General features: G+C 38.3%; 23 protein-coding genes and 3 pseudogenes. 10 read left to right on the forward strand and 16 right to left on the reverse strand.

What is annotated here, in order from left to right; all coding sequences use genetic code 11:
- Positions 1-145 precede the first annotated feature (145 nt).
- Positions 146-1,614 (reverse strand): annotated as a pseudogene (gene guaB, locus ACLKMH_RS21305) (IMP dehydrogenase).
- Positions 1,615-1,903: 289 nt separating this feature from the next.
- Here guaB and xseA point away from each other — a divergent pair.
- From xseA to ACLKMH_RS21330, 5 genes and pseudogenes are all read left to right on the forward strand, one after another.
- A pseudogene (gene xseA / locus ACLKMH_RS21310) lies at positions 1,904-2,582 on the forward strand (exodeoxyribonuclease VII large subunit).
- Positions 2,554-3,144, forward strand: coding sequence for an exodeoxyribonuclease VII large subunit (locus ACLKMH_RS21315; RefSeq protein ID WP_413699859.1), 591 nt, complete (start codon positions 2,554-2,556; stop codon positions 3,142-3,144). Before xseA ends, ACLKMH_RS21315 begins: the two are co-directional and overlap by 29 nt.
- Before the next feature lie 81 nt (positions 3,145-3,225).
- Positions 3,226-4,848, forward strand: a complete 1,623-nt coding sequence (locus ACLKMH_RS21320) for a LamG domain-containing protein (RefSeq protein ID WP_413699860.1) — start codon at positions 3,226-3,228, stop codon at positions 4,846-4,848.
- 113 nt (positions 4,849-4,961) lie between these two features.
- Positions 4,962-6,242: a DUF6701 domain-containing protein gene (locus ACLKMH_RS21325; RefSeq protein ID WP_413699861.1), complete on the forward strand. Its 1,281-nt coding sequence runs from the start codon at positions 4,962-4,964 to the stop codon at positions 6,240-6,242.
- Positions 6,199-7,446, forward strand: coding sequence for a DUF6701 domain-containing protein (locus tag ACLKMH_RS21330; RefSeq protein WP_413699862.1), 1,248 nt, complete (start codon positions 6,199-6,201; stop codon positions 7,444-7,446). Before ACLKMH_RS21325 ends, ACLKMH_RS21330 begins: the two co-directional genes overlap by 44 nt.
- Before the next feature lie 5 nt (positions 7,447-7,451).
- On the opposite strand, the gene ACLKMH_RS21335 is transcribed toward ACLKMH_RS21330, so the two are convergent.
- The 5 genes from ACLKMH_RS21335 to ACLKMH_RS21355 form a co-directional block, all read right to left on the reverse strand.
- The gene (locus ACLKMH_RS21335) at positions 7,452-7,949 is read right to left on the reverse strand and encodes a hypothetical protein (RefSeq protein ID WP_413699863.1); all 498 of its coding nucleotides are present in this window, start codon (positions 7,947-7,949) and stop codon (positions 7,452-7,454) included.
- A complete protein-coding gene (locus tag ACLKMH_RS21340) occupies positions 7,915-8,643 on the reverse strand; it encodes a type II secretion system protein J (protein WP_413699864.1) in 729 nt (242 codons plus the stop codon). The genes ACLKMH_RS21335 and ACLKMH_RS21340 overlap by 35 nt, the downstream gene beginning before the upstream one ends.
- Positions 8,643-9,170 carry a type IV pilus modification PilV family protein gene (locus tag ACLKMH_RS21345; RefSeq protein ID WP_413699865.1) on the reverse strand — a complete coding sequence of 176 codons (528 nt, stop codon included), beginning with the start codon at positions 9,168-9,170 and terminating at the stop codon, positions 8,643-8,645. The genes ACLKMH_RS21340 and ACLKMH_RS21345 overlap by 1 nt, the downstream gene beginning before the upstream one ends.
- On the reverse strand, positions 9,163-9,657 hold the full coding sequence (locus ACLKMH_RS21350; RefSeq protein WP_413699866.1) for a prepilin-type N-terminal cleavage/methylation domain-containing protein: 495 nt from the start codon (positions 9,655-9,657) through the stop codon (positions 9,163-9,165). The genes ACLKMH_RS21345 and ACLKMH_RS21350 overlap by 8 nt, the downstream gene beginning before the upstream one ends.
- A 157-nt stretch (positions 9,658-9,814) precedes the next feature.
- Positions 9,815-10,279, reverse strand: a complete 465-nt coding sequence (locus ACLKMH_RS21355; RefSeq protein ID WP_413699867.1) for a prepilin-type N-terminal cleavage/methylation domain-containing protein — start codon at positions 10,277-10,279, stop codon at positions 9,815-9,817.
- A gap of 619 nt (positions 10,280-10,898) precedes the next feature.
- Between ACLKMH_RS21355 and ACLKMH_RS21360 the strand changes: the two genes are divergently transcribed.
- From ACLKMH_RS21360 to ACLKMH_RS21380, 5 genes are all read left to right on the forward strand, one after another.
- Positions 10,899-11,045: a hypothetical protein gene (locus ACLKMH_RS21360; protein WP_413699868.1), complete on the forward strand. Its 147-nt coding sequence runs from the start codon at positions 10,899-10,901 to the stop codon at positions 11,043-11,045.
- Positions 11,008-12,270 carry a sodium-dependent transporter gene (locus ACLKMH_RS21365; protein WP_413699869.1) on the forward strand — a complete coding sequence of 421 codons (1,263 nt, stop codon included), beginning with the start codon at positions 11,008-11,010 and terminating at the stop codon, positions 12,268-12,270. Before ACLKMH_RS21360 ends, ACLKMH_RS21365 begins: the two co-directional genes overlap by 38 nt.
- Before the next feature lie 21 nt (positions 12,271-12,291).
- The gene (locus ACLKMH_RS21370) at positions 12,292-12,396 is read left to right on the forward strand and encodes a MetS family NSS transporter small subunit (protein WP_413699870.1); all 105 of its coding nucleotides are present in this window, start codon (positions 12,292-12,294) and stop codon (positions 12,394-12,396) included.
- Between the two features lie 515 nt (positions 12,397-12,911).
- Positions 12,912-14,723 (forward strand): glycoside hydrolase family 3 C-terminal domain-containing protein, encoded by a 1,812-nt coding sequence (locus tag ACLKMH_RS21375; RefSeq protein WP_413702433.1) that lies wholly within the window; start codon positions 12,912-12,914, stop codon positions 14,721-14,723.
- Complete coding sequence (locus ACLKMH_RS21380) at positions 14,647-15,564, forward strand: glycoside hydrolase family 3 N-terminal domain-containing protein (protein ID WP_413699871.1); 918 nt, start codon at positions 14,647-14,649, stop codon at positions 15,562-15,564. The genes ACLKMH_RS21375 and ACLKMH_RS21380 overlap by 77 nt, the downstream gene beginning before the upstream one ends.
- Before the next feature lie 70 nt (positions 15,565-15,634).
- Here ACLKMH_RS21380 and ACLKMH_RS21385 read toward each other — a convergent pair whose 3' ends face one another.
- From ACLKMH_RS21385 to ACLKMH_RS21430, 10 genes and pseudogenes are all read right to left on the reverse strand, one after another.
- A complete protein-coding gene (locus ACLKMH_RS21385) occupies positions 15,635-16,747 on the reverse strand; it encodes an aminotransferase class V-fold PLP-dependent enzyme (RefSeq protein ID WP_413699872.1) in 1,113 nt (370 codons plus the stop codon).
- A complete protein-coding gene (locus ACLKMH_RS21390; RefSeq protein ID WP_413699873.1) occupies positions 16,734-16,865 on the reverse strand; it encodes a hypothetical protein in 132 nt (43 codons plus the stop codon). Before ACLKMH_RS21390 ends, ACLKMH_RS21385 begins: the two co-directional genes overlap by 14 nt.
- Before the next feature lie 127 nt (positions 16,866-16,992).
- Positions 16,993-17,731 (reverse strand): annotated as a pseudogene (gene pdxJ, locus ACLKMH_RS21395) (pyridoxine 5'-phosphate synthase).
- Between the two features lie 137 nt (positions 17,732-17,868).
- Complete coding sequence (recO, locus tag ACLKMH_RS21400; RefSeq protein WP_413699874.1) at positions 17,869-18,534, reverse strand: DNA repair protein RecO; 666 nt, start codon at positions 18,532-18,534, stop codon at positions 17,869-17,871.
- Positions 18,535-18,721: 187 nt separating this feature from the next.
- Positions 18,722-19,627 (reverse strand): GTPase Era, encoded by a 906-nt coding sequence (gene era, locus ACLKMH_RS21405; protein ID WP_413699875.1) that lies wholly within the window; start codon positions 19,625-19,627, stop codon positions 18,722-18,724.
- Complete coding sequence (gene rnc / locus ACLKMH_RS21410; RefSeq protein ID WP_413699876.1) at positions 19,624-20,319, reverse strand: ribonuclease III; 696 nt, start codon at positions 20,317-20,319, stop codon at positions 19,624-19,626. The genes era and rnc overlap by 4 nt, the downstream gene beginning before the upstream one ends.
- Positions 20,316-21,236 carry a signal peptidase I gene (gene lepB, locus ACLKMH_RS21415; RefSeq protein WP_413699877.1) on the reverse strand — a complete coding sequence of 307 codons (921 nt, stop codon included), beginning with the start codon at positions 21,234-21,236 and terminating at the stop codon, positions 20,316-20,318. The genes rnc and lepB overlap by 4 nt, the downstream gene beginning before the upstream one ends.
- 84 nt (positions 21,237-21,320) lie before the next feature.
- Positions 21,321-21,524, reverse strand: coding sequence for a hypothetical protein (locus tag ACLKMH_RS21420; protein WP_413699878.1), 204 nt, complete (start codon positions 21,522-21,524; stop codon positions 21,321-21,323).
- A complete protein-coding gene (locus ACLKMH_RS21425) occupies positions 21,518-22,660 on the reverse strand; it encodes an EF-Tu/IF-2/RF-3 family GTPase (RefSeq protein ID WP_413699879.1) in 1,143 nt (380 codons plus the stop codon). The genes ACLKMH_RS21420 and ACLKMH_RS21425 overlap by 7 nt, the downstream gene beginning before the upstream one ends.
- Positions 22,557-23,120, reverse strand: coding sequence for a GTP-binding protein (locus ACLKMH_RS21430; protein WP_413699880.1), 564 nt, complete (start codon positions 23,118-23,120; stop codon positions 22,557-22,559). Before ACLKMH_RS21430 ends, ACLKMH_RS21425 begins: the two co-directional genes overlap by 104 nt.
- Positions 23,121-23,511 lie beyond the last annotated feature (391 nt).

The raw sequence follows: 23,511 nt of genomic DNA on the forward strand, positions 1-23,511 counted from the left end.
TATGAATTTGAATAGCGTAACGGCTTAGGGCTAAGCCATTTCTGCTTAATTCAAGGCGGGAAAGCGCAGTTTAGTGCTTTAAATGAGCATTTCCCAACGCAGAAGTAAGCTTAAATGGCGACGACCTGAGTCGTTACAATAAAAGCTAGCCTGCTGAGCGATAGTTTGGCGCTTCTTTCGTGATTGCTACGTCATGAACATGGCTTTCACCCATTCCGGCACTGGTAATTTTCACAAACATCGCTTTAGTATTCATTTCTTTAATGGTTGCACAACCCGTTAGCCCCATTGAAGAGCGAACGCCACCCATTTGTTGATGAATAATCTCTTTTACTTTACCTTTATAAGCAACACGTCCTTCAATACCTTCAGGTACTAATTTATCGGCTGCATTATCACTTTGGAAGTAACGATCCGATGAACCTTGAGACATAGCACCAAGTGACCCCATACCACGGTATGATTTGTATGAACGACCTTGATATAAAATAATTTCACCAGGAGATTCTTCAGTACCCGCAAACATACTACCCATCATTACGCATGATGCGCCTGCTCGCTAGTGCTTTAGCAATATCACCAGAGAAACGAATACCACCATCAGCGATAACCGGAATACCTGTTCCTTCAAGTGCATCAACCGCATCTGAAATAGCAGTTATTTGTGGTACACCTACACCGGTTACGATACGTGTAGTACAAATAGAACCAGGGCCGATACCTACTTTTACTGCGCTACAGCCAGCTTCTACTAACGCTTTTGCACCTTCAGCTGTTGCGATATTTCCGCCAATAATTTGTAAGTCTGGGTAACTAGCTCGAGTTGCTTTAATTCTATCTAACACGCCCTGTGAATGACCATGTGAAGAATCAATTAATAACACATCAACACCCGCTTCCACTAATGCATCGATACGTTCTTCATTACCAGCACCTGCACCAACAGCGCGCCAACACGTAAACGACCGAATTCATCTTTACAAGCATTTGGTTTACGTTCCGCTTTACGGAAATCTTTAACCGTGATCATACCTTTTAGCTTAAAGTTATCATCGGTTAATAACACTTTTTCGATACGATGTTTATGCATTAATGCTTCTACTTCGTCTCGTGGTGTATCTGACTTTGCTGTCACAAGCTGAGTTTTAGGCGTCATTACTGCTGAAGCAGGTTTATTTAAATCTGTTTCAAATAAAACATCACGCCCTGTAATAATACCTACTAATTCACCCGTTGATTCAACAACAGGGTAACCAGCAAAACCATTTTTTTCAGTTAGTTCTTTTATTTCTAATAAGGTTGTATCTGGAGAAACAGTTACAGGAGCAAAGAATAACACCACTTTCATGGATTTTCACAAGACGAACTTGCTCCGCTTGCACCTCAATAGACATGTTTTTATGAATAAAACCGATGCCACCTTCTTGAGCTAATGCAATTGCAAAGCGTGCTTCCGTGACTGTATCCATTGCAAGCAGAAAGAATTGGAATATTCATTTGAATGGTTTTTGTTAGCTGTGTTTTTAAATCAGCAGTGTTTGGCAGTACAGTCGAATGAGCTGGTACTAGTAATACATCATCAAAAGTTAATGCATCTTTGGCAATTCGTAGCATTTGCAATATCTCACTTATAGTTGGGAGGATTGTCCATTACCCAATATTTATTGGGTAGGATATTGCGGATGCATTTTAATCGTTTTGTGATGCAAGTACAATTAAAAAATCGCTAATTATACATTCTTTTTCTTAAAAATATTAGTGTTAGTATTCCCCCTATTTAGCAGATAACGATGAACATAATGAACACTCAAAACAGTAATATTTATAGTGTCAGTGTACCTAAACCGCGCTAGCAAAATCACTTTTAGAAACAGGCTTAGGTGTCGTATGGTTATCGGGCGAAATATCAAATTTAACCATTGCCGTTTCCGGGCATTGGTACTTCACCTTAAAGGATCATAGTGCAGACAGTACGTTGCGCTATGTTTAAAGGCAATAATCGACGCACAGGTTTTACGCCAAAGCATGGTCAACAGGTACTTGTTCGCGCAAAGTTAAGTCTTTATGAAGCGCGTGGAGACTACCAACTTATTGTTGAAAGTATGCAACCTGAGGGTGATGGTTTATTAAAACAACAATTTGAACAATTAAAATGTCAGCTAGCTACTGAAGGTTTATTTTCCGAAGTACATAAAAAACCATTACCACAAATCATTAAACGTATCGGTATTGTTACTTCTTCTACGGGTGTCGCACTACATGATATTTTAAGTGTTTTGAAACGACGCGATCCTCGTTTACAGGTAATTATTTATCCAAGTCAAGTACAAGGTGCTGGTAGTGCTGACTCCGTTGCATCACAAATTACTTTAGCTAATGCGCGGAACGAATGTGACTTATTGATTGTTGGACGAGGTGGCGGTTCCTTAGAAGATTTATGGTGTTTTAATGAAGCGGTTGTTGCTCATGCCATATTTAATAGCCAATTACCTATTATCAGTGCCGTTGGTCATGAAATAGATATCACCATCAGTGATTTTGTTGCCGATGTTCGTGTCGCAACACCTTCTGCAAAGCAATGAACTGGTTAGCCAAAATAAAGCTTTTGTTAGCACACAACTGGAGACTTTATTAACTCGCTTAAAAATGGCGATGCAATCAAGGTTACAACAAAAGCAACATCAACAGGCTTTATTAGCCAAACACCTATTAACCCAAGATCCAAAACATAAATTACAACAACAAACATTAATTGCAGACGATCTTAACCTGCGCCTACAACATGCTATGGGTGCATTATTGAACACAAAATCACGTCAAGATAGTCAACTTAAAGCATCTTTGCTTCAACACAGTCCGAAACAAACCATTAATCTTGCATTGCAAAATCAATTACAACTGAAAACGCGCCTCAAGAAAGCGATGCAAACTAAATTAAAAGAAAGTGAAAGTGCTCTACAAAATAGTATTAATCAATTGAATACCGTAAGCCCGCTTGCAACGCTTGCGCGAGGGTATGCTATTGTTAAGGATGAAAAAGGTAAAGTAACTACCGATGTGGCGACCATACAACTAGACGATGAAATTTCAGTGCACCTACACCAAGGTGAATTCAAGGCCAAAGTAACCTCAATTAAACATTGAAAATAAAAATCCATAAACTTATAGCAGTCAATATGCATGCAAATGCATCTCTCATATAGTTTTTTAAGTTAGGTATTATTTATGATTAGTCGTTTATTATTAATGGGCGTAATCTGCATCATTACTATGACAAAAGTTTTTGCTGAAACATGCAATATCTATTTTCCTGACGTTGTTCAAGGGCATGCTACAAATTCTACTATCGGCTTCAGTGCTCAGGGTAGAATCATGAACCCCATTAACACCGAATTAGCATTTGATATTTTGGATAATCAAAGCAACAACGGAAATGAAATTTGTTCTGTAAATGGAAGAGAGGTTGCCTGTACTATTTCAGGTGTGCCAGCACCCTCTTTTATTTTACCCGATTTTCAAACAACTACAGAAGGAGATAGCCCTACATACCCAAATAATGGTAACTACTCCCAATCTGTAGAAATTACAGTTTCTGATATACAAACATTAACCGCTCAAAGAGGATCCAACCTAACATTCCTTTCTGAAAACTCCCCTTATAAAATTAATAGCGCTAGTTTTTTAGAACAATCTGAAGTCACTCTCCAAAGTGGTATTTATTGGTTTAATGAATTAACTATTAGTGCAAATGCAAAAGTTAATATTGAAGGCCCTGTTACATTATATGTTAACGGGGATTTAGTAATTGAAGATCAAGGAGAGTTAAATTATGACAATGGAAATGGCTTAGCTTCTGACTTAGCAATTGTAAATTGGTCAACAGTATCAATGACAGATAACGCTAAAGTATCAGCATCTCTTTATGGCAATAACGTAGAAATGACAATGCAAGCTCAATTAACTGGCGCCATTTCAGTTGAAGCAAAGTTAGCGGTACTCAATAATGCAAAAGTATATTATGAAGATGTAACAGATGTATTAATAGGAAATGGTTGTAGTAATCAACCTATAGCCGAGCTCCGCTTTGACGAAATACAATATAACGATGAAGCCGATGAAGTTATTGATAGTATCGGCAACTTTCATGGACAAGCTAAAAGCGCACAACCAGTAGAAGGAATGGTTTGTAATGCGGTAGATCTTTCAGACACGGGCACAGAGGATTATGTCATTCTCGATAACGGCATTCTAGACAACAAAACTGATTTCACAATTTCACTCTGGACTAAAACAGCCAAAACCTCTACTCAAAGCTTTATATCTGGGGCAACATCGGGAAGTTTTAACGAATTAATCATGTGGTTTACCAGCAACACAGGGTTTCAACCACATTTGCAAAACCGACACAATGGCACATTAAATATCGATTCTATTGCTGGTGATACATGGCACCATTTGGTCTGGACCCGTTCAGGCACCCAAAGTTGTTTATTTGTTGATAATGCCTTACAGGGTCGCATTACCCAATCCGCAGACATTCTCGAAATAGACAGTTTAATTTTAGGTCAAGAACAAGACAGCGTAGGCGGGCGTTTTGTTGCTTCACAGGCTTTTAACGGATTAATTGATGAATTATTAATCTTTGATAGTGCTATTTCTGCTGATCAAGTAAGTGAAATATATAAAAATCAGAGTAATGGGTTAGGTTATGACGGCAGTGTTAGAACTTGTCCGATACCTGAAACGTTGGCACCATTAGCTGAATACCGTTTTGAAGAAGATAATTGGAATGGAAGTAACAATCAAATACTTGATAGTAGTGGCAATGGTTTTCATGGAACCCCTTAAGAGACTCTACTCTTGTTAATCCAGCTCCCACAAATGCTCCAGTCGCATTAACTGGTAATCCAGGCACCTGTGGTTATGCTAGCCAGAGTAGTGGCTCAATTCAAGTAACAGGATTGCCTTTAGATACCTCAACAACAGGAGTAAAGACAACAGTCACATTTTGGATGAAATGGAATGGTATCAATAATGTCATGCCAATTGGTTGGTATATTCATGATATATGGATGGTAAATGGAGACATGGGTTTCAATACTGGCAATGGTGATATATATGGCATTTCCAGTAATGGATTAGCTAATAGTTGGCATCATGTCGCTGTTGAATTTACTAATGGTAGTGTAACAAACAACAGAATTTACATTGATGGTGTCGAGCAAACTCTGACGCAACGCCGAAGAACACCAAATAATAGTCGAGCCCGAGTAGACAGTGAATTCCGCATCGGTGGCTGGTCAATTAATACAGCTTATGATTTCCAAGGCTTTCTAGATGAGGTACGTATTTATGAGGGTTCTCTAACAACTGCTCAAATCAATACTATTATGGCAGAAAGGCATGCCTGTGATGAACCAGCAGTAGATCACTATGAAATCATTCACGATGGGAACGGTTTAACCTGTAATGTTGAATCAGTCACTATTAAAGCTTGTACTGATAGTGCATGTAATAGCTTGAGTTCAGAATCAATCACCTTAGATTTACAAGCCACCAGCGCATCATCAGGAACAGAAACTAAAAGCTCAGTGACTTTTGATAACGGCTTCGGCGAAGTCTCATTTAACCACTTTACGGCTGAAACAATTACCCTTTCAATCGCAAATGAAAATATTAATGCATCCAATGCAACTGTATGTAGTGACTCAACAGGCACAAGTTGCGACATGAGTTTCTCTGATAGCGGTTTTATTTTCGACGTTCCAACACAAACCGCCTGTGCTATTTCCGATGAAATCACCATCAGTGCAGTACGTAAAGATGACACTAGCCAACAATGTGTCCCTAGTTTCAGCAGTGTCGATAAAACCTTAAAATTTTGGAATGATTTTGACAATCCAAGCACTGGTACTCGATCAATCACATTAACGCAAAATTCAACTGATTACACATTAGCAAATACTGAAGGTACTGCTGTTCCTATTAGTTTTGATGCAAACGGTGAGGCAGTATTCCAAGTGACTTATCCTGATGCTGGGCAACTAACGCTAAATGCCAGTTATGATGAGAGTTCTAGTAGTAGCGCCTCGGATTTAAGAATGGAAGGAGAACACCAATTTGTCAGCGTGCCTGCGCAACTCGTCGTAGAGGCAACGGAGAGTAACGCCAATTGCGCAAGTAATGATGCAAACTGCAGTGCTTTTAAAGCAGACAGGCGAAGACTTCAATATGACAGTTAGTGCGACTTGTGCTGATGGCACTATCACTCCTAATTTTCAAATGGACGACATAACATTATCCGTTAACGATATTGCCCCAGCTCTTAGTAACCCAGTATCATTAGGCATTTCCACTATTGATATTAGTGATGCTGACAATGGTTCTCATGACGAAAGTACACAAAGCATTTCTGAAGTAGGTGTTTTTAGCATCACTGCAGCGCCTAATAACCTTTACTTTACGGAAACTATTTCCCCAGCAACAAGCGCAAGTATCGGCAGGTTTACGCCTGATTATTATCAATTAGGTGACATAAATAATGGAGAATTGAGTGGTGGAAATCCTTTTGTGTATACAGGACAAATGCAAACGACAACATCTTCGCTTGGACAAATATCCTATTTAACTGCGCCTGAATTTACTATTACAGCTAAATCCGAAGATGGTAACACTACACTAAATTATACTGGCGATTTTATTAAATTATTAGCAACCAGTATCAGTCGAGATACACCAACACAGGATGCTAGCCAATTAGGTAAGGATGCCACAAATAAAGTCGATCTAAACGCAACTCTAAACAATCCAATATTCGCAGAATACTCGCCTGGTGTGCTTAAATACCAATATAACAGTAGCGATCATTTTGTTTATACACGTAATGCTAATTCTCTTATTGCACCTTTTACTTCGGATATTGAATTGCTGATAAACTCGGTGACTGATAGCGATAATATTCAAGCAACCGATCTTGATAGCGATACAAGCAATGGTATTTTGACTTTGCAACCCCTTGGGCTAGAGATTCGCTTCGGGCGTTGGATCATGGAAAATAGTTACGGGCCTGAAATTTCAGACATCCGTATACCCATGTCGATTCAATATTGGAATGCAAGCTACTTTGTTATTAATAACGAAGATAGCTTCACCTCATTCAACGCAACGGATGCCAATATTACAGATAATCAATTATCCCCTGCAACAACACCTAATATTGTAGGCTCTGGTTTATTTACTAGCGGAGAGACAAGTGAATTAACCGTGGAATCTCCCGGGGCAGATGTCAGGGGCTCAATCACGATTGAACAAAATGTCCCCTCATGGCTAAAATATGATTGGTCTGTGATTGATGAAAGCTATGATGAAAACCCTTCGGCTAATGCCACCTTCGGCTTATATCGAGGTAACGATAGAATCATCTATCGCCAAGAAGTTTTTGACTAAATCTATTACTGGCTAGTTGCTTCAACCATGATTTGTCGACGGGTTACTGTTTGTGCATTTTCGCACACAGCAGTACTGACAACCCTATAACGGGTTGGTAAGCTGGCTGAGCTAACAGGTGATAGTATCTGACATTGATAATTAGCGCTACAACCATGAAAGCCAGTATCGCTAGTGTCTAATGAAACTGGAAAAGAAGCGCTAGTGCAAGTGCTGGTATCAGCACCGCTACTATTAAGTGGAAATAATGCTAATAACGCCACTTCACTTGCCGAATAGGCACTCAGATAAGCACGCGACGCATACACCTCATAACTAGTCCCCTTGGCACCATCCTGTTGCAATGAAACTAATGCGACACCAAGCATTGAAATAATCAAAATCACAAAAATGGCCAGCACAATAGCACTACCACTTTGCTTTTGTAATGAGTGACTTTTTAATTGATTTTTGCTTAGACAAACTAGTTTATGGTGCATTGGTAACATGCAGGGTTTGTTCAATTGGCACCTCCTGCCCATCGAAGTCTAAAGAAAATGTAACCTTTGCCAGTCCGTTTCGCTGTAATGTTGGCTGAGCAACTTCAAAGTCTCCTTTTATATTATTAGCCATAATACTGCCCGATGAAGCACAGTCATTAGCGAAAACAAGCTCATCAGCAAGGTTAAAGTAATAACTTTTTGAACTATTAATAATATAAAAGCGTTTTATTGGAGATCCTTGCGGAAAACTAACTGCACTATCAAAGGTGATAAGTTCACCACTTATAGCGACTATATTCTGTACTTTATCTGTACTGAGTTCACTTTCATCTAAAAGATACACAACCGCTTTATCACCCGCTGTAAAAGTATAGTCATCAAGAGACGCTATTGTCGCGGTTATCGAATTTTGTGGAAAAATAGGGAAATCAACACCATAAAGACTGCTTTTTATAATAGGAGTAAAAGTCAGGCACTGATTATCGGAAGAAACTTTTAAGCTATTAGGTAATGAATTTAATATATCTCGACGCAGGCGCTCCATCACAAAACGAGTGCTATTGAGCTCACTATCTTGCTCATTAATATTGGTATAAATATTTACCCCAGTGGAAATATAAGTGGTTGTTGCAATGCCAAGGGCCGATAAAATAACAATCACAATCACTAGCTCAACTAAGGTAAACCCTTTAACTATATGTTTCGATAGCTTCATTAATAGTTTCCTTTTAATGCGCTAAAACGAATATCTTCATTGCTAGGTGTATTAATGGTCACACTGATTTTTTTACGGCTATTAGCAACAACCTCTACTACGTCGATTTTAATCTGATAATTGTTATATTGACTGGGTAAATCATTTCCTAATGCATCACCATAATTGACTGCCGGTTCAAATCCACTGGTAATAAAATCATCCACATCATTATAATCTTGATGCTCTCCCTCAACCTCACCAGTGTCTCGCCCTAATACTGTGGAACAGTCTTGTGTGGTTCCCGTTGAGGGCCAAACTTCACCACAACGGTATAATCCTCCATTGTGATCTGAATTTTCATCATAGGCACGTGCTAGCACATTTTGCATAATACTTTGACCGAGTTGAGAAGCACGTAAACGATACAATGGTTCTAAAGCGTCTTTGCTTTGCGAAATTAACATGGTATTCATGACCATCATAGCGATAGCCAGCACCACAATGCCGATGACTAATTCCACTAGGGTAAAACCACGATTATTCATGGATAAACCCCTCTGTTTCAATAGTGATAGAGAGATTATTATCACCATTGATTGCTATCGAAGTAACACCTGAAATGGGACGGCCCTGAATGTCAAAGCGATAGTTTGTTTCGTTTAACATACCCGCTGGAAATGTAACAGGTGAAAAATCATTATAACTATCATCATTGCACACATTTGATGCAGAGGGAGCATTACAACTTGCCCCTGTTTTACTGCTATGTTCGTTATAAAAACAGGTGTTTTTAACAACCAACCAATAACAAGCGTTTGTTGTTGCACCATTGGAAGGGTCTGCATTCATTCCCTGCAATTGCACTAAACGTAAACGAGCAATCATTTGATCACGTACAGTATAATCTTCAAAACCAGAGCGATTAACAAACTTAGGTATCGCAACTACAGCAAGCACACCTAAAACAATAATCACCACCACTAGCTCTATCAGAGTAAAACCTTGTGTGATTTTTTTAGGGTTTGAAATCATTAACAGTAATACCTTGATTGAATGCTGATAGGTGAATAGAACTATAAGTATAAGAAAAGTTTCTGTTTTATTCGAGACTAATTATGATAATTTGCTTGAACTAAAGATAAAAAAATACCCGCTCTTGGCGGGTATTTATAAACTAGTGGCTTATAAATTAACAACCAGTATCAATAACAGTGATTGTTGGACGAGCGATACTTGTTGCTTCTAAATAAGTAACTCGACATTCTGATGCATCGCCAGCCGTATCCGCACCAGTTGGAGCATCTTGAGCTACAATAATAGCGGCAGCGGTGCCTGAACCAGCTGTAATAGTCCAGTCTGTACTCGCTAAGCCAGCGACTTCTTGTAATGCGACAACAGTTCCAGCAGGATAACCATATTCGGCGACAATACCATTAACTGTTTGACCAGTCAATTTCTCAACACCATCAATCGCGACACGAGAATAAGTTAACGTCGTCGCGCCTTCAAGTGCACCTTTAACACCTTTCATGGCTGATTGACGCGCATCACTTTGTAGATCAACAAATTTAGGCACAGCTGTTGCGGCTAAAATACCTAAAATGATAATCACAATAACTAATTCAATTAATGTAAAGCCAGACTGTTTCTTCATTTTCAAACCTCATTTATTTATAAATACAACGAATGTAGATATTATTTTATTAATAGATAATTAAACCATATACCAAATTCTCAATTTTGCGAATAAAATATTAAACAACAATTAGTTAAAAAAACTAAATATGACTTAACTTTAAAACCTTTTCTAACAATTGATGATGCCAAGGCAGTTAGTAAAAGGAACTGGAGCATAATAAATAAATGTGCAGTAAATTTGTAAATAGTTAAAATTATTTATTCAGAAACAAAAAATTCTAACCTCGTCACATTCCCTTTTAACGACTCTGCCTAAATCCTAAACAACAAAACTAATCACTTATTCACCAGTTGTTAAAAAATTGTTTCTTTAAAGATATCAAATACCTATTTACATGTTAACAAATCAAATTATTCATCAATTATTAAGCGTTTTATTGCCTCACTACCATTAAATAGGTACCCTCCTTCTACGCTTTTGTCATGACAAAAGCACAACACACAAAAATAAACTAACTTAGTTTTTATAAAGGAATTTTTATGAAACGAGAAACAATGGGGATCCCGAGCAGGGTTTATCCTCGCAACGAGTAGGTTCAGCAATTGGACTGGGAAATATTTGGCGTTTCCCGTATATGGCATATGAAAATGGCGGTGGTGCATTTTTTATTCCTTATCTTTTTGCAATGCTAACAGCGGGTATTCCATTTATGATCATGGAATTTGGTATGGGTCATAAATATCGTGGCGCAGCTGCCTCGCGTATTTGCAAGTTTGAATAGTAAATTTGAATGGCTAGGTTGGTTCCAAGTCATGCTAGTCGCTATTATTGCGGTCTATTATGTCGCGGTAATTGGCTGGGCAATTTCCTATTTTAGTATGTCATTTACACAGGCTTGGGGCGCAGATACAAATGCCTTCTTCTTTAGTGAATACCTACAACTAGGTGGAGAGAATAGCCCAAGTAAACTAGGTTCAATTCAATGGCATATTGCAATTCCAATGGCTATCGCCTGGTTAATCACTTTTGGTGCTATTTTTACTGGTGTAAAAGGCGGGATTGAACGCGCGAATAAAGTGTTAATGCCTCTATTATTCTTCATGGTAATTGCCCTGATTGTTCGCATGCTAATGTTACCTGGCGCTTTAGATGGTTTAAATTACTTATTCGAACCTGATTTCAGCAAAATTACTGATCCTAAAGTTTGGTCTGCCGCTTATGGGCAAATATTCTTCACACTGAGTATTGGTTTTGCCATCATGTTAGCTTATTCAAGCTACTTACCGAAGAAATCAGATGTCACTAACAATGCCTTCATGACAGTATTAATCAACTGTGGTTTCTCAATCGTGGCAGGTATTTTAGTATTTTCGATTTTAGGTAATATGGCACATGAACAAGCAAAACCATTAACTGAAGTTGTTACTTCAGGGGTTGGTTTAGCCTTTATTACTATCCCTTCTGCAATCAACTTATTACCTGCGCCTTACATTTTAGGTCCGGTATTATTCTTTGCATTAGTGATTGCAGGCCTTAGCTCGCATATTTCTATTATTGAAGCGGTGACCTCTGCATTTATTGATAAATTAAACCTTTCTCGTAAAGTGGTCGCTTCAATGGTTTGTGGTATTGGCCTTGTTGTTTCATTATCTTTTGCGACAAACGGTGGTTTATTATTATTAGATCTTGTTGATTATTTCATGAACAATGTTGCATTATTAGCAAGTTGTATCATTGAACTTATTATCATGGGATGGATCATCAAACTATCGGGCATTCATCAACACGTTAATAAAGTGTCTGAATTCACTATCGGTAATTGGTTCGAGATTTGTCTTCGTTACATTAGCCCAGCATTCCTAATTGTAATTCTAGTAACCAACCTCTACACCACCTTAACAAAAGGTTACGGTGGTTATGAACAATCAGACTTACTGATGTTAGGGTGGGGACTTGTCGTTGCTATGCTAGTTGTTGCTATTATTATCAACAAAAAAGCAAAATGATCATTTCTGAGGAGAAATAATATGACTACTGGTGCAATTGTAATGATGCTACTAGGTTTGGGCATCACTTGGGGAGGCGCGACCTTCTGTATTCGTAAAGCAATGAAAAGTGATGCTAATAAGTAATTGCTAGCCTTTTTATTAAAAAATAGATGAACGTATCTTTGCGTTCATCTATTTTATCTTCCTATTAAAGCCCTTAATATTAAAGACTCCCCCTACCTTCATCATTCATCTTTTAAATTGTTTTACATCGTTAAAAATATCTTGAAGCTTTTCACTTCAGGTTAGAAACAGTCATTGCGAGTATTTATGAAACATTTTATAAATTATTTCATGGGATTGTTTTGTAGTTGATCTATCTATCAACTTTTGTGTTTTTTAATCATGATATAAATTGTCTCGTTTACAAGCTAAAGCACTATAGGCGAAAATATTTTTAACAGAGTTATTCCGCTATAAATAGTTTTATAAAAAATACTGATACTCTCAACTATATGAATTGGACAAACACATATGCACACAGAAAAGATTAGCATGGCGCAACAAAACCTTATTCCTATCAGCGCCAAACCGCTAATGAGGGTATCGTATTATTAGAGAATAAAAATCACAGTCTTCCCCTTAAAAAAGGTCAAATAATTTCACTTTTTGGTCGCTGTCAAATTGATACCTATCGAAGTGGCACTGGCTCAGGTGGTGCTGTGAATGTGCCCTATGCAGTAAGTGCATTGCAAGGCCTTCGAGAAAATCCAAGCATTACATTAAACGAGAGCTTAATTACGATTTACCAGCGATGGGTTGAAGCGAACCCTTTCAATGATGGCGGAGGTGGATGGGCAACTGAACCTTGGTTTCAAGAAGAAATGCCACTTCATACCGATACCGTTCAACAAGCGGCTGAAGCCTCTGATAAAGCCATTATTATTATTGGTCGCACTGCTGGCGAAGATCAAGATAATGCTGATGAGCCTGGCAGTTATCGCTTAACAGCAAATGAATTAGCCATGGTAGAACAAGTTAATACCTATTTTAATGATGTTATCCTTGTACTTAATGTCACTAATATAATTGACCTGTCTTGGTTAGATTCAATCAAAAACAAAGAGTCAATTAGCGCTGTCCTGTATAGTTGGGCGACAGGAATGGAAGGTGGTCACGCCTTGGCGGATGTGCTTTCTGGTGACGTATCACCTAGTGGACGATTAACAGATACCATTGCCTATCAACTTTGTGATTATCCCTCATCTAGCAATTTTGGTGGTAAAGACTTTAATCTTTATGAAGAAGATATATATGTTGGTTATCGCTATTTTGAAACCTTTAAGCCACAGGCAGTACAGTATGAATTCGGGGCAGGCCTTTCATATACCGAGTTTAAACGTGAGCTAATAAATTACACTATTGAAGGCAGTGGCGTAACACAAATTCTTCATTTTGATATCGAAGTGGAAAATATTGGTTCAATTTATAGTAGTAAAGAAGTTGTGCAACTATATGTTCAAGCACCACAGGGAAAACTAGGCAAACCCGCACGAGTCTTAGCTGGTTTTGATAAAACTAACATATTGAAACCTGGTGAAAAACAAAATTTACGCGTTTCTATCGATATGAATAAGTTAGCTTCCTACGATGATAGTGGCGCCACAGGTTTTATTAATAGCTTTGTTGTTGAAGAAGGTAAATATCAATTTTACCTTGGAGCAAGTGTCCGTCATGCGCAATTACTTCCTGCAAGCCTAAGTATCGAAACATTGATTTTTCTTGAGCAACTAAGTGAAGCGATGGCACCAATAAAGCCCTTTGAGCGACTAAAACCAAGCAAAAGAAATCAGGACGGTTCATATCAAAAAACGCTTGAAAGCGTTCCTCAACGCACTATTTCATTAGCAAAACGTATTCAAAAGAATATGCCAGCCACTTACCCTATCACCGGCGATCAAGGCATCAAATTGATTGATGTGAAAAAGGGTAATGCATTGATGCAAGATTTTGTGGCTCAAATGACGATTGAACAACTCGCCACTATTGTACGAGGTGAAGGTATGTGTAGCCCTAAAGTAACCCCAGGAACATGGTACGCTTTTGGCGGTGTTTCAGATGATTTATTTCAGTTAGGTATTCCTATCGCGACTGCGGCTGACGGACCATCGGGTATTCGCATGGATAGTGGCCATAAAGCAACTCAAGTACCTATCGGCACCTTATTAGGTTGTACCTGGAACAAAGCTCTTAATGAACAATTATTTTATTTAGTCGGCGAAGAATTAAATGCCAACCAAATTGATACTTTATTAGGCCCGGGCATTAATATTCATCGTCACCCACTAAACGGCAGAAACTTTGAATACTTTTCTGAAGACCCATTAATAACTGGTGAAATCGGGGCAGGCACAAACTCGTGGTCTAAAAAAAGCAGGCGTATCAGGTACCATCAAACACTTAGTTGCTAATGACCAAGAAACCTATCGTGTTGATGTTGATAGTGTAATTTCACAACGTGCACTTCGTGAAATACACCTTAAACCCTTTGAAATCGCAGTAAAAGAAGGACAAGCATCAACTATTATGACCACTTATAATCCAGTCAATGCGCATTGGAACGCCTCTAATTACGATCTGAATACTCGTATTTTACGTGAAGAATGGGGCTTTACTGGCATCGTTATGACAGATTGGTGGGCTAAAATGAATGACCCTGTTAAAGCAGGTGAAGCAACTAAAACCTACACCTCATATATGATTCGTTCACAAAACGATCTTTATATGGTGGCTGAAAATGATGGCGCAAAGCGGAACTCAATGAATGATGATACGTTGGAAGCACTAGAAAATGGCTCTTTAACTATTGGTGAATTACAACGCAGTGCAATCAATATTTGTCGATTTATCCTAGATACACCTGTAATGAATCGTCCTTTAAAAGCCTATGACCCTCTAAAAGAATTTACTGCTAATACTGATATTGCAGGTGAAAATGCCCTGCCCATTGAACAACCCATTCAATTAAACTGCAAAGCAAATAAGGTTTTAATTTTAGAAGTGGCAGAGTCAGGTGTTTATCAATGTAGCAGTAATATACGTTACGATAGTAGCCCTGTTTCACAATCAACCTGTCGCCTGAGCTTTAATGGTATTTACAGCATGTCATTTTCTGTTAATGGTACCGATGGCAAAGTCATCAATGTACAGGGATTAGAAGTAAATCTAGAGAAAGGTTTACATCAGCTCAATATTAATTTTGTGCAAGCAGGGTTAGAAATAGAAAGTCTGAGTTTTATACTAAAAAGATAAGCTGTCAGTTTTTAGCTGTCAGCTGTCAGTAAGTTCAAAATCAGGCTGACGGCTGACACTAAAATAGCTTTTATTCTTTTAACAAGCTAATCACGTTTTTTAATGCGCTTAGGAACTGATTTACTTCTGTTAGCGTATTGTAAAATGAAAATGATACTCGTACTGTCCCTTCACAGTTAAGCGCACTTAACAAAGGCATCGCACAATGACTACCACTGCGTACTGCAATGCCCTGTGCATCCAATAACATAGCAATATCGCTATGATGCTCCTCAGCAACACTAAAACTTATCGCGCCGGATTTAGGTATACCAGCGGAAAAAACAGAAACCTCGGGAATCGCCAGCAAACCACTCTCTGCAACCGCTAATAACATTTGCTCATGTAACATCATCATTTTCTGATCATATTGACTCAAAAACTCAATAGCGCAGCCTAAACCAATAACACCAGCAATATTAGGTGTGCCGGCTTCAAACTTGAAGGGCAAATCGTTATAAATAGTTTCAGTAAAGCTCACACTTTTGATCATTTCTCCCCCTCCCTGCCAAGGAGGAAGTGCCTCTAATAATTCTTGTTTTCCATATAAAACACCTACACCAGTGGGGGCAAATAATTTATGAGCAGAAAACAGATAATAATCACAATCTAATGCCTGTACATCTACTGGCATGTGCGCAACGGCTTGGGCCCCATCAATAATAACCTGCGCATCCACTTGATGAGCAAGGTTAATAATCTCTTCAATCGGATTAACAATCCCTAAGGCATTGGAAATATGTGCAACAGAGACAAATTTAGTGCGCTTATTTAGCAATTTCAGATAAGCATTTATATCTAAACTATTATCTTCTTTTAAAGGGATCACTTTTAACACAATATGTTTAGAAGCGACTAACATTTGCCAAGGCACAATATTAGCATGATGCTCAAGAGTGCTAATAATCACTTCATCACCTGCTTGTAATTGCGATGCAAAAACATGAGTGAGCAGATTAAAGCCTTCTGTCGTACCCTTTGTCCAGATAATTTCTTTATGGCTTTTAGCATTAATAAACTTTTGTACTGTTAAACGGGCTTGTTCAAAAGATGTGGTTGCTTGACTGCTTAAGTGGTGACTTGCACGATGTACATTAGCATTGTTATTCAGATAGTAGTGAGTAATTGCTTCAACTACTGACATTGGTTTCTGAGTGGTTGTCTGCATTATCAAGGTAAATCAACGAGTGGTCATTGACCTGTTGATCTAAGATAGGAAATTGTTCACGGAAATCATTTACTGAAAAAAGTTTATGTTGCATTTTCTTTACCCTTATCATTTCCGTTAATCGCTATATTACGATTGCTATATTATTGCGGTTGAAAGTAAAAAAGCGCTATTTGCTTATAACAAATGCGCTTTCTTTACAAAGACCATACCTAAAGTATTTACAGACCGTTGCGTCCTTCAATCATCAAACGTTTCATTTCTGAGACTGCATTTGCAAAACCATCCACTACGGCACGAGCAACAATCGCATGGCCAATATTCAGCTCAATAATTTCAGGAAGAGCCGCAATCGGTTTAACATTATGATAATTAAGACCATGACCTGCATTTACTTTAATGCCAGCATTATGTGCGTAAGTTGCCGCTGATTTAATACGTTGTAATTCAGTTTCTTGCTCAGCTTCATCCTTTGCATCAGCATACTGACCAGTATGTAATTCAATATAAGTAGCACCGGTTTTAATAGCGAGCATCAATTTGATCATTTTCAGGGTCAATAAATAGTGATACTTGGATGTTAGTCGCATTTAAGCGCTCAACTGCAGAAGCTATTTTATTGTAAGAACCAACAACATCCAAACCACCTTCCGTAGTTAGTTCTTCACGTTTTTCAGGGACTAAACAAACAAAAACTGGTTGTGTTCGAATCGCAATATCAACCATTTCATCGGTGACAGCCATTTCAAGATTCATGCGCGTTTGTAAGGTCTGTGCAAGCACAGCAACGTCTCTATCGTTAATATGTCGTCTGTCTTCGCGTAAATGGATAGTAATACCATCTGCACCCGATGTTTCTGCAATAGCGACTAAATGAGCAGGTTCAGGAAAACAGGTGCCACGAGCATTACGCAGTGTTGCGATGTGATCGATATTAACGCCTAATAATAATTTACTCATGATGTTCCTCTATTTCGAGCCTGCAAAAAGGCCTCGACTGTTTATATAGTTTGCCCCTAAAAAAGGGAACTAATGCTTAATGTTTATTGATAACATTTTATTTTGAAGCGACAAAAAGAGCCCTGCTATGTAATGGTTTACCACCCAATAAATGAGCTAGAGCTTGGCGACAAAAACGTTTCTGTCGCCTGTAAAGAATCTGGCTCAGAAAAGTCACGATAAGCTAATGCTTGAATCTGTTTACCGGTATAAATATGTTGTTTATTATGGATCGCTTGCTTAGCAAAAAAACCTTCCTGTTGCAGGTATTGATAATCAAAACCGCATTCAAGTTGCTCACCACTGTAAATATCTTGATCAAAATTAACACCATACCCTAAGGTTTCCAATAGTGTTAATTCAAAATTCCTCAGACCTATTTGCGGGTCATCATCACCAGCAATCGACAGTAAAGTATCTTGATAAACGTTAAACAATCCATCACAGGCCGTTTCTGCCTGTAATAAATGATACAGTAGCTCATTGATATACATAGCCATGTATAAACGATTGCCCGTTAAAGGCACCACTTGTGTTTGTGCTTCAAGAGATTTTACGGTCTTTAAGCTACCACGGCCAAAATAAGTCGCTTGTAATAAAGTAAAAGGTTGCGCCGTACCTCTTCGCATACGTGTTCCGCTTCGCCCACCTTTAAAGATAAGACTGACTTTACCCACATCCTGACAAAACAAATCCAATAACTGACTGGTCTCTCGATAGGGTCTGCGATGTAAAATAAATGCGTTGTGGCACTCAACTGACATAGATGTTTGTTTCTCGAAAAAGTCCGATTATTAAGACAGTTTAATGGCGATTTATTTAGTAATAAAAATTAATAATGCTTCAGCGCTAAGATATTTGGTACTAAATCAAGGAGGAGACACGCAGTTTGCAGTTGCAAATGAGTATCTCCGACGCCGAGTTAGTGCTAAAGATCAACGCGATTAAACATTATTTTCCAGAGTAGTCGTCACTGTAGCCTAGACTATGCAATGCACGCATATCATCTGACCAACCAGTTTTCACTTTAACCCAAACCTCTAAAAACACTTTAGCATCAAAAAGCTCTTCCATATCAAGACGTGATTGTGTGCTAATCGCTTTAATTTTTTCGCCTTTGTTACCAATGACCATACGTTTTTGACCATCACGCTCAACCAAAATCAAGGCATTAATATGCAATATTCCGTTGGCTTGTTGTTTGAACTGCTCAATTTCAACGGTTACTGAATAAGGTAATTCGTCTCCTAAATAACGCATTAATTTTTCACGAACAATTTCAGAGGCCATAAAACGAGAAGAACGATCGGTAATATAATCTTCAGGAAAATAAAACTCTGACTCAGGTAAAATTTCTTGCGACCATTGACGTATTTTCTCTATGTTGTCACCTTTTTTAGCTGACATTGGTAAAATATGTTTAAAATTATAACGTTTACCTAATTCTTCTAAATGCGGTAACAATAACTCTTTATCTTCGACGTTATCAATTTTATTAACGGCTAAAATAACTGGACATTTTAAGTATTCAAACTTACTTAACACCATCTCATCATCTTCGTTCCAATGTGTTCCTTCGACCACAAAAATGACCATTTCAACGTCATTAATTGAGCTAGAGGTCACGCGATTCATTAAACGATTAATGGCACGCTTTTCTTCGATGTGTAACCCTGGAGTATCAACATAAACCGTTTGGTAATCACCGTCGGTATCAATACCTAAAATACGATGGCGCGTGGTTTGTGCTTTACGTGATGTAATACTGACTTTTTGTCCAAGTAAGGCATTAATTAACGTCGATTTACCGACATTAGGACGACCTACAATCGCCACTAATCCACATTTTTGTGTCATGATTTATCTCCTAATAATGCCTCAAGCATTTTACCCGCCGCGATTTGCTCGGCTTTACGGCGACTGGTACCTTTACCTTCTACCGCTTCAATACCATCTATACGACAAGACATAGTAAATTGCTGATTGTGTGCTTCGCCTTTTATATCTAATACTTCATATTGAGGTAAAGGTTGCTTGCGAGATTGTAAATGCTCTTGCAAACGTGTTTTAGGATCTTTTTGGCTAATACCAGGTTTTATTGTCTTTAAACGACTATCAAACCATTTTAAAATTAGTGCCTTAACCGTATCGATATCGGAATCTAAAAATGTAGCACCAATAATCGCTTCTACGCCATCGGCAATAATTGAATCACGACGGAAGCCACCACTTTTTAATTCTCCTGGCCCTAATATCAAACAATCACTCAGGTTAAATTCTCGTCCCACCTCTGCAAGCATTTTTCCACACACTAAGGTTGCTCGCATACGGCTAAGATCACCCTCGGTTACCTTAGGAAAACGCAAATAAAGATCCGTCGAAATCGCAAAGCTTAATATTGAATCACCAAGAAATTCTAAGCGCTCATTATGCGCACCAAGTGCACTGCGATGTGTCAGCGCCTGCTTTAATAAAGAAAAATCATTAAAGGTATAACCTATGCGTTGTTCTAAGCGCTTTATTTCTGCTTCTTTCATTTCATCACTCATTTGATACTACCAATGCGGTCAAATCGAACGGCACTTGGAACCCAAGTAGGTAATAAATCATTTGCATCACGATAGAATTCAAAACTGATCCAGGTAGCAATCGCTTTACCGACTAGATTTTGCTCAGGAACAAACCCCCAGTAACGGCTATCTTTACTATTGTCACGGTTATCTCCCATAACAAAATAATTACCCTCTGGAACGACCCACTCATAGGCAACAGTTTTAACATCATCCTGTTGATAATAATAAGCGACATGGTCACGACGATTTGGGTTCACAATAATTTGGTGTGCAACCGAGCCTAAAATTTCACTGTAAAGTTGCATTGTTGATTCTTCATCTTTGAATTTTTGATCACCTAAAAATTGCATATCCAGAGCTTTATAATTACCACATTGTGCTTCTTCACAAGCAGGCACTAAATAAAGTTGTTTGTCTTTATATACAACTCGATCACCAGGCAAGCCAACCACACGTTTAATAAAATCAACGCGCTGGTCTTCAGGGTATTTAAACACAGCAACATCACCACGCTCAGGTGAGCCCATAGGAATTAATGTATTTTGCCAAACCGGTTCTTTCACACCGTAGGAAAACTTCTCTACTAAAATGAAGTCACCAATTAATAATGTTGGCATCATCGAACCCGATGGAATTTGAAATGGTTCATATAAGAATGAGCGCAGTACAAATACCACCGCAATCACAGGAAAAAGTGAGCGCGCATTTTCGATAACAACATTTTCAGGGTGAATTTGAGCCAGTGTTTTTTCATCTAAACCGACTTCAGCTTGATCCTGTGCGACCTGACGGGCGACTTTACGCGCAGGGCCCCAGGTTAATTTATCAATCACCCAGATAATCCCGGTGACAAAGGTTAAAACCACTAATATTAATGCAAAAGTATTTGCCATTTTATTTTCCTAGTGTTTAAAAGAAAATGCGCCACAGGTGCAACGCATTGTTTTTAAAATGAGAAAGAACGAATAAACACGCGACTATTTATCTTTACCGATATGTAAAACCGCTAAGAACGCTTCTTGAGGAATGTCGACATTACCAACCGACTTCATACGTTTTTTACCCTCTTTCTGTTTCTTCAAGAGTTTTTTCTTACGGCTAATATCACCACCATAACATTTTGCTAATACATTCTTAGTCAGTCTGCTTAACCGTTGAACGTGCAATAATTTTGCTACCAATGGTACGCTTGTATTGCAATATTAAACATTTGTCTAGGAATGAGATCTTTCATTTTTTCGACTAAGTCTCGACCGTAAGTTTCTGAATTAGCACGATGAGTAATTAATGCTAATGCATCAACACGCTCACTATTAATCAATACGTCAACACGTACCATGTCTGCTGGTTCAAATTTAATAAAATTATATTCTAACGAAGCGTAACCACGACTAGTTGATTTCAAACGGTCGAAGAAGTCCATCACAACCTCACCCATTGGGATATGATAAGTTAATGCGACTTGGTTACCGTGATAAACCATATTTGTTTGTACACCACGTTTTTCGATACATAGGGTAATTACGTTACCCAAATAATCTTGCGGTACAAGCATATTACACTCTGCGATTGGTTCGCGGATTTCTTGAATATTATTGACAGGCGGTAACTTTGCAGGGCTATCAACATACTGCACTTCACCATCACTTGTTTCAACTTCATAAATTACTGTAGGAGCTGTGGTGATAAGGTCAATGTCATATTCACGCTCTAAACGCTCCTGGATAATCTCCATGTGTAATAAACCAAGGAAACCACAGCGGAAGCCAAAACCTAGTGCCGATGAGTTTTCTGGTTCATAAAATAATGAAGCATCATTAATACTCAATTTTCCTAACGCATCACGGAAGCTTTCATAATCATCAGAACTAACTGGGAAAAGTCCAGCGTAAACCTGTGGTGTGACACGTTTAAAACCACCAAGCGCCTTAGGTGCAGGATCACTTGCTAAAGTAAGAGTGTCACCAACAGGTGCACCTAGGATCTCTTTAATACCGGCAATTACATAACCTACTTCACCCGCTTTTAAGATACCCGTTTCAAATTGTTTAGGGGTAAAATAGCCTACTTTGCCAACAAGGTGTACGCCGCCAGTCGACATAACTTTCATTTTATCGCCGACTTTAATTTGGCCGTGTTTGATACGAACTAAAGAAACAACACCTTGATAGCTATCAAACCAAGAATCAATAATTAACGCTTGTAACGGTGCATTAACATCTCCCTCTGGAGGCGGAATGGCACGCACAATTTCTTCTAATACTAAGTCGACACCTAAACCGGTTTTCGCAGAAACAACGTACTGCAGTGCTGGCATCGATACCAATAATATCTTCAATTTCTTGGCTTACACGTTCAGGCTCAGCGACTGGTAAGTCAATTTTATTTAAAATAGGAACAACTTCTAGGTCCATATCTAATGCGGTATAACAGTTAGCTAAGGTTTGTGCTTCAACCCCCTGCCCTGCATCAACTACTAATAAAGCACCTTCACAGGCGACAAGTGAACGAGATACTTCATAGGAAAAGTCCACGTGCCCAGGTGTATCGATGAAATTTAGCTGATAAATTTCACCATCAGAAGCTTTATAATCAAGAGTCACACTTTGTGCTTTAATTGTGATGCCTCGTTCACGTTCAATATCCATTGAATCAAGAACTTGAGCGGCCATTTCACGTTCACTTAATCCACCACAGGTGCTAATTAAACGATCAGATAATGTCGATTTACCATGGTCAATATGAGCGATGATTGAGAAGTTACGAATATTTTTCATTAAACGGCTAATACCTTACTAATAGAGTGCGTTGATACACATACCTAAACCACCTATACATAACAAGAAGCTTGGGTATACAATGACTCGGCATTCTAGCGAATTTGTAGTCAGATCACCATCTTTAAAAATTACAAAATAATTCATAAAAATGAGCTAATTTTAGTATTCAAATTGAGCTAGCAAAAAGTTAATTATTTCCTTTATTTATTACCTAACAAACATTATCTTGTGTAACTCTTTTATTTGATTAGAAAAAAATAAATAGACTAAGAATAATTTTTAGACTGAATACTTTTCTTTAACAAACTGCTTTTTTTCGTTAGCAATTCGAGAGTTAAGTATAATAAAAAATCGATTGCTTATTCTTCAAGCGTGCCCTAATTCACAA

Origin of the sequence: Psychromonas sp. KJ10-10 (assembly GCF_047323245.1) — a bacterium.
GTDB lineage: Bacteria > Pseudomonadota > Gammaproteobacteria > Enterobacterales > Psychromonadaceae > Psychromonas.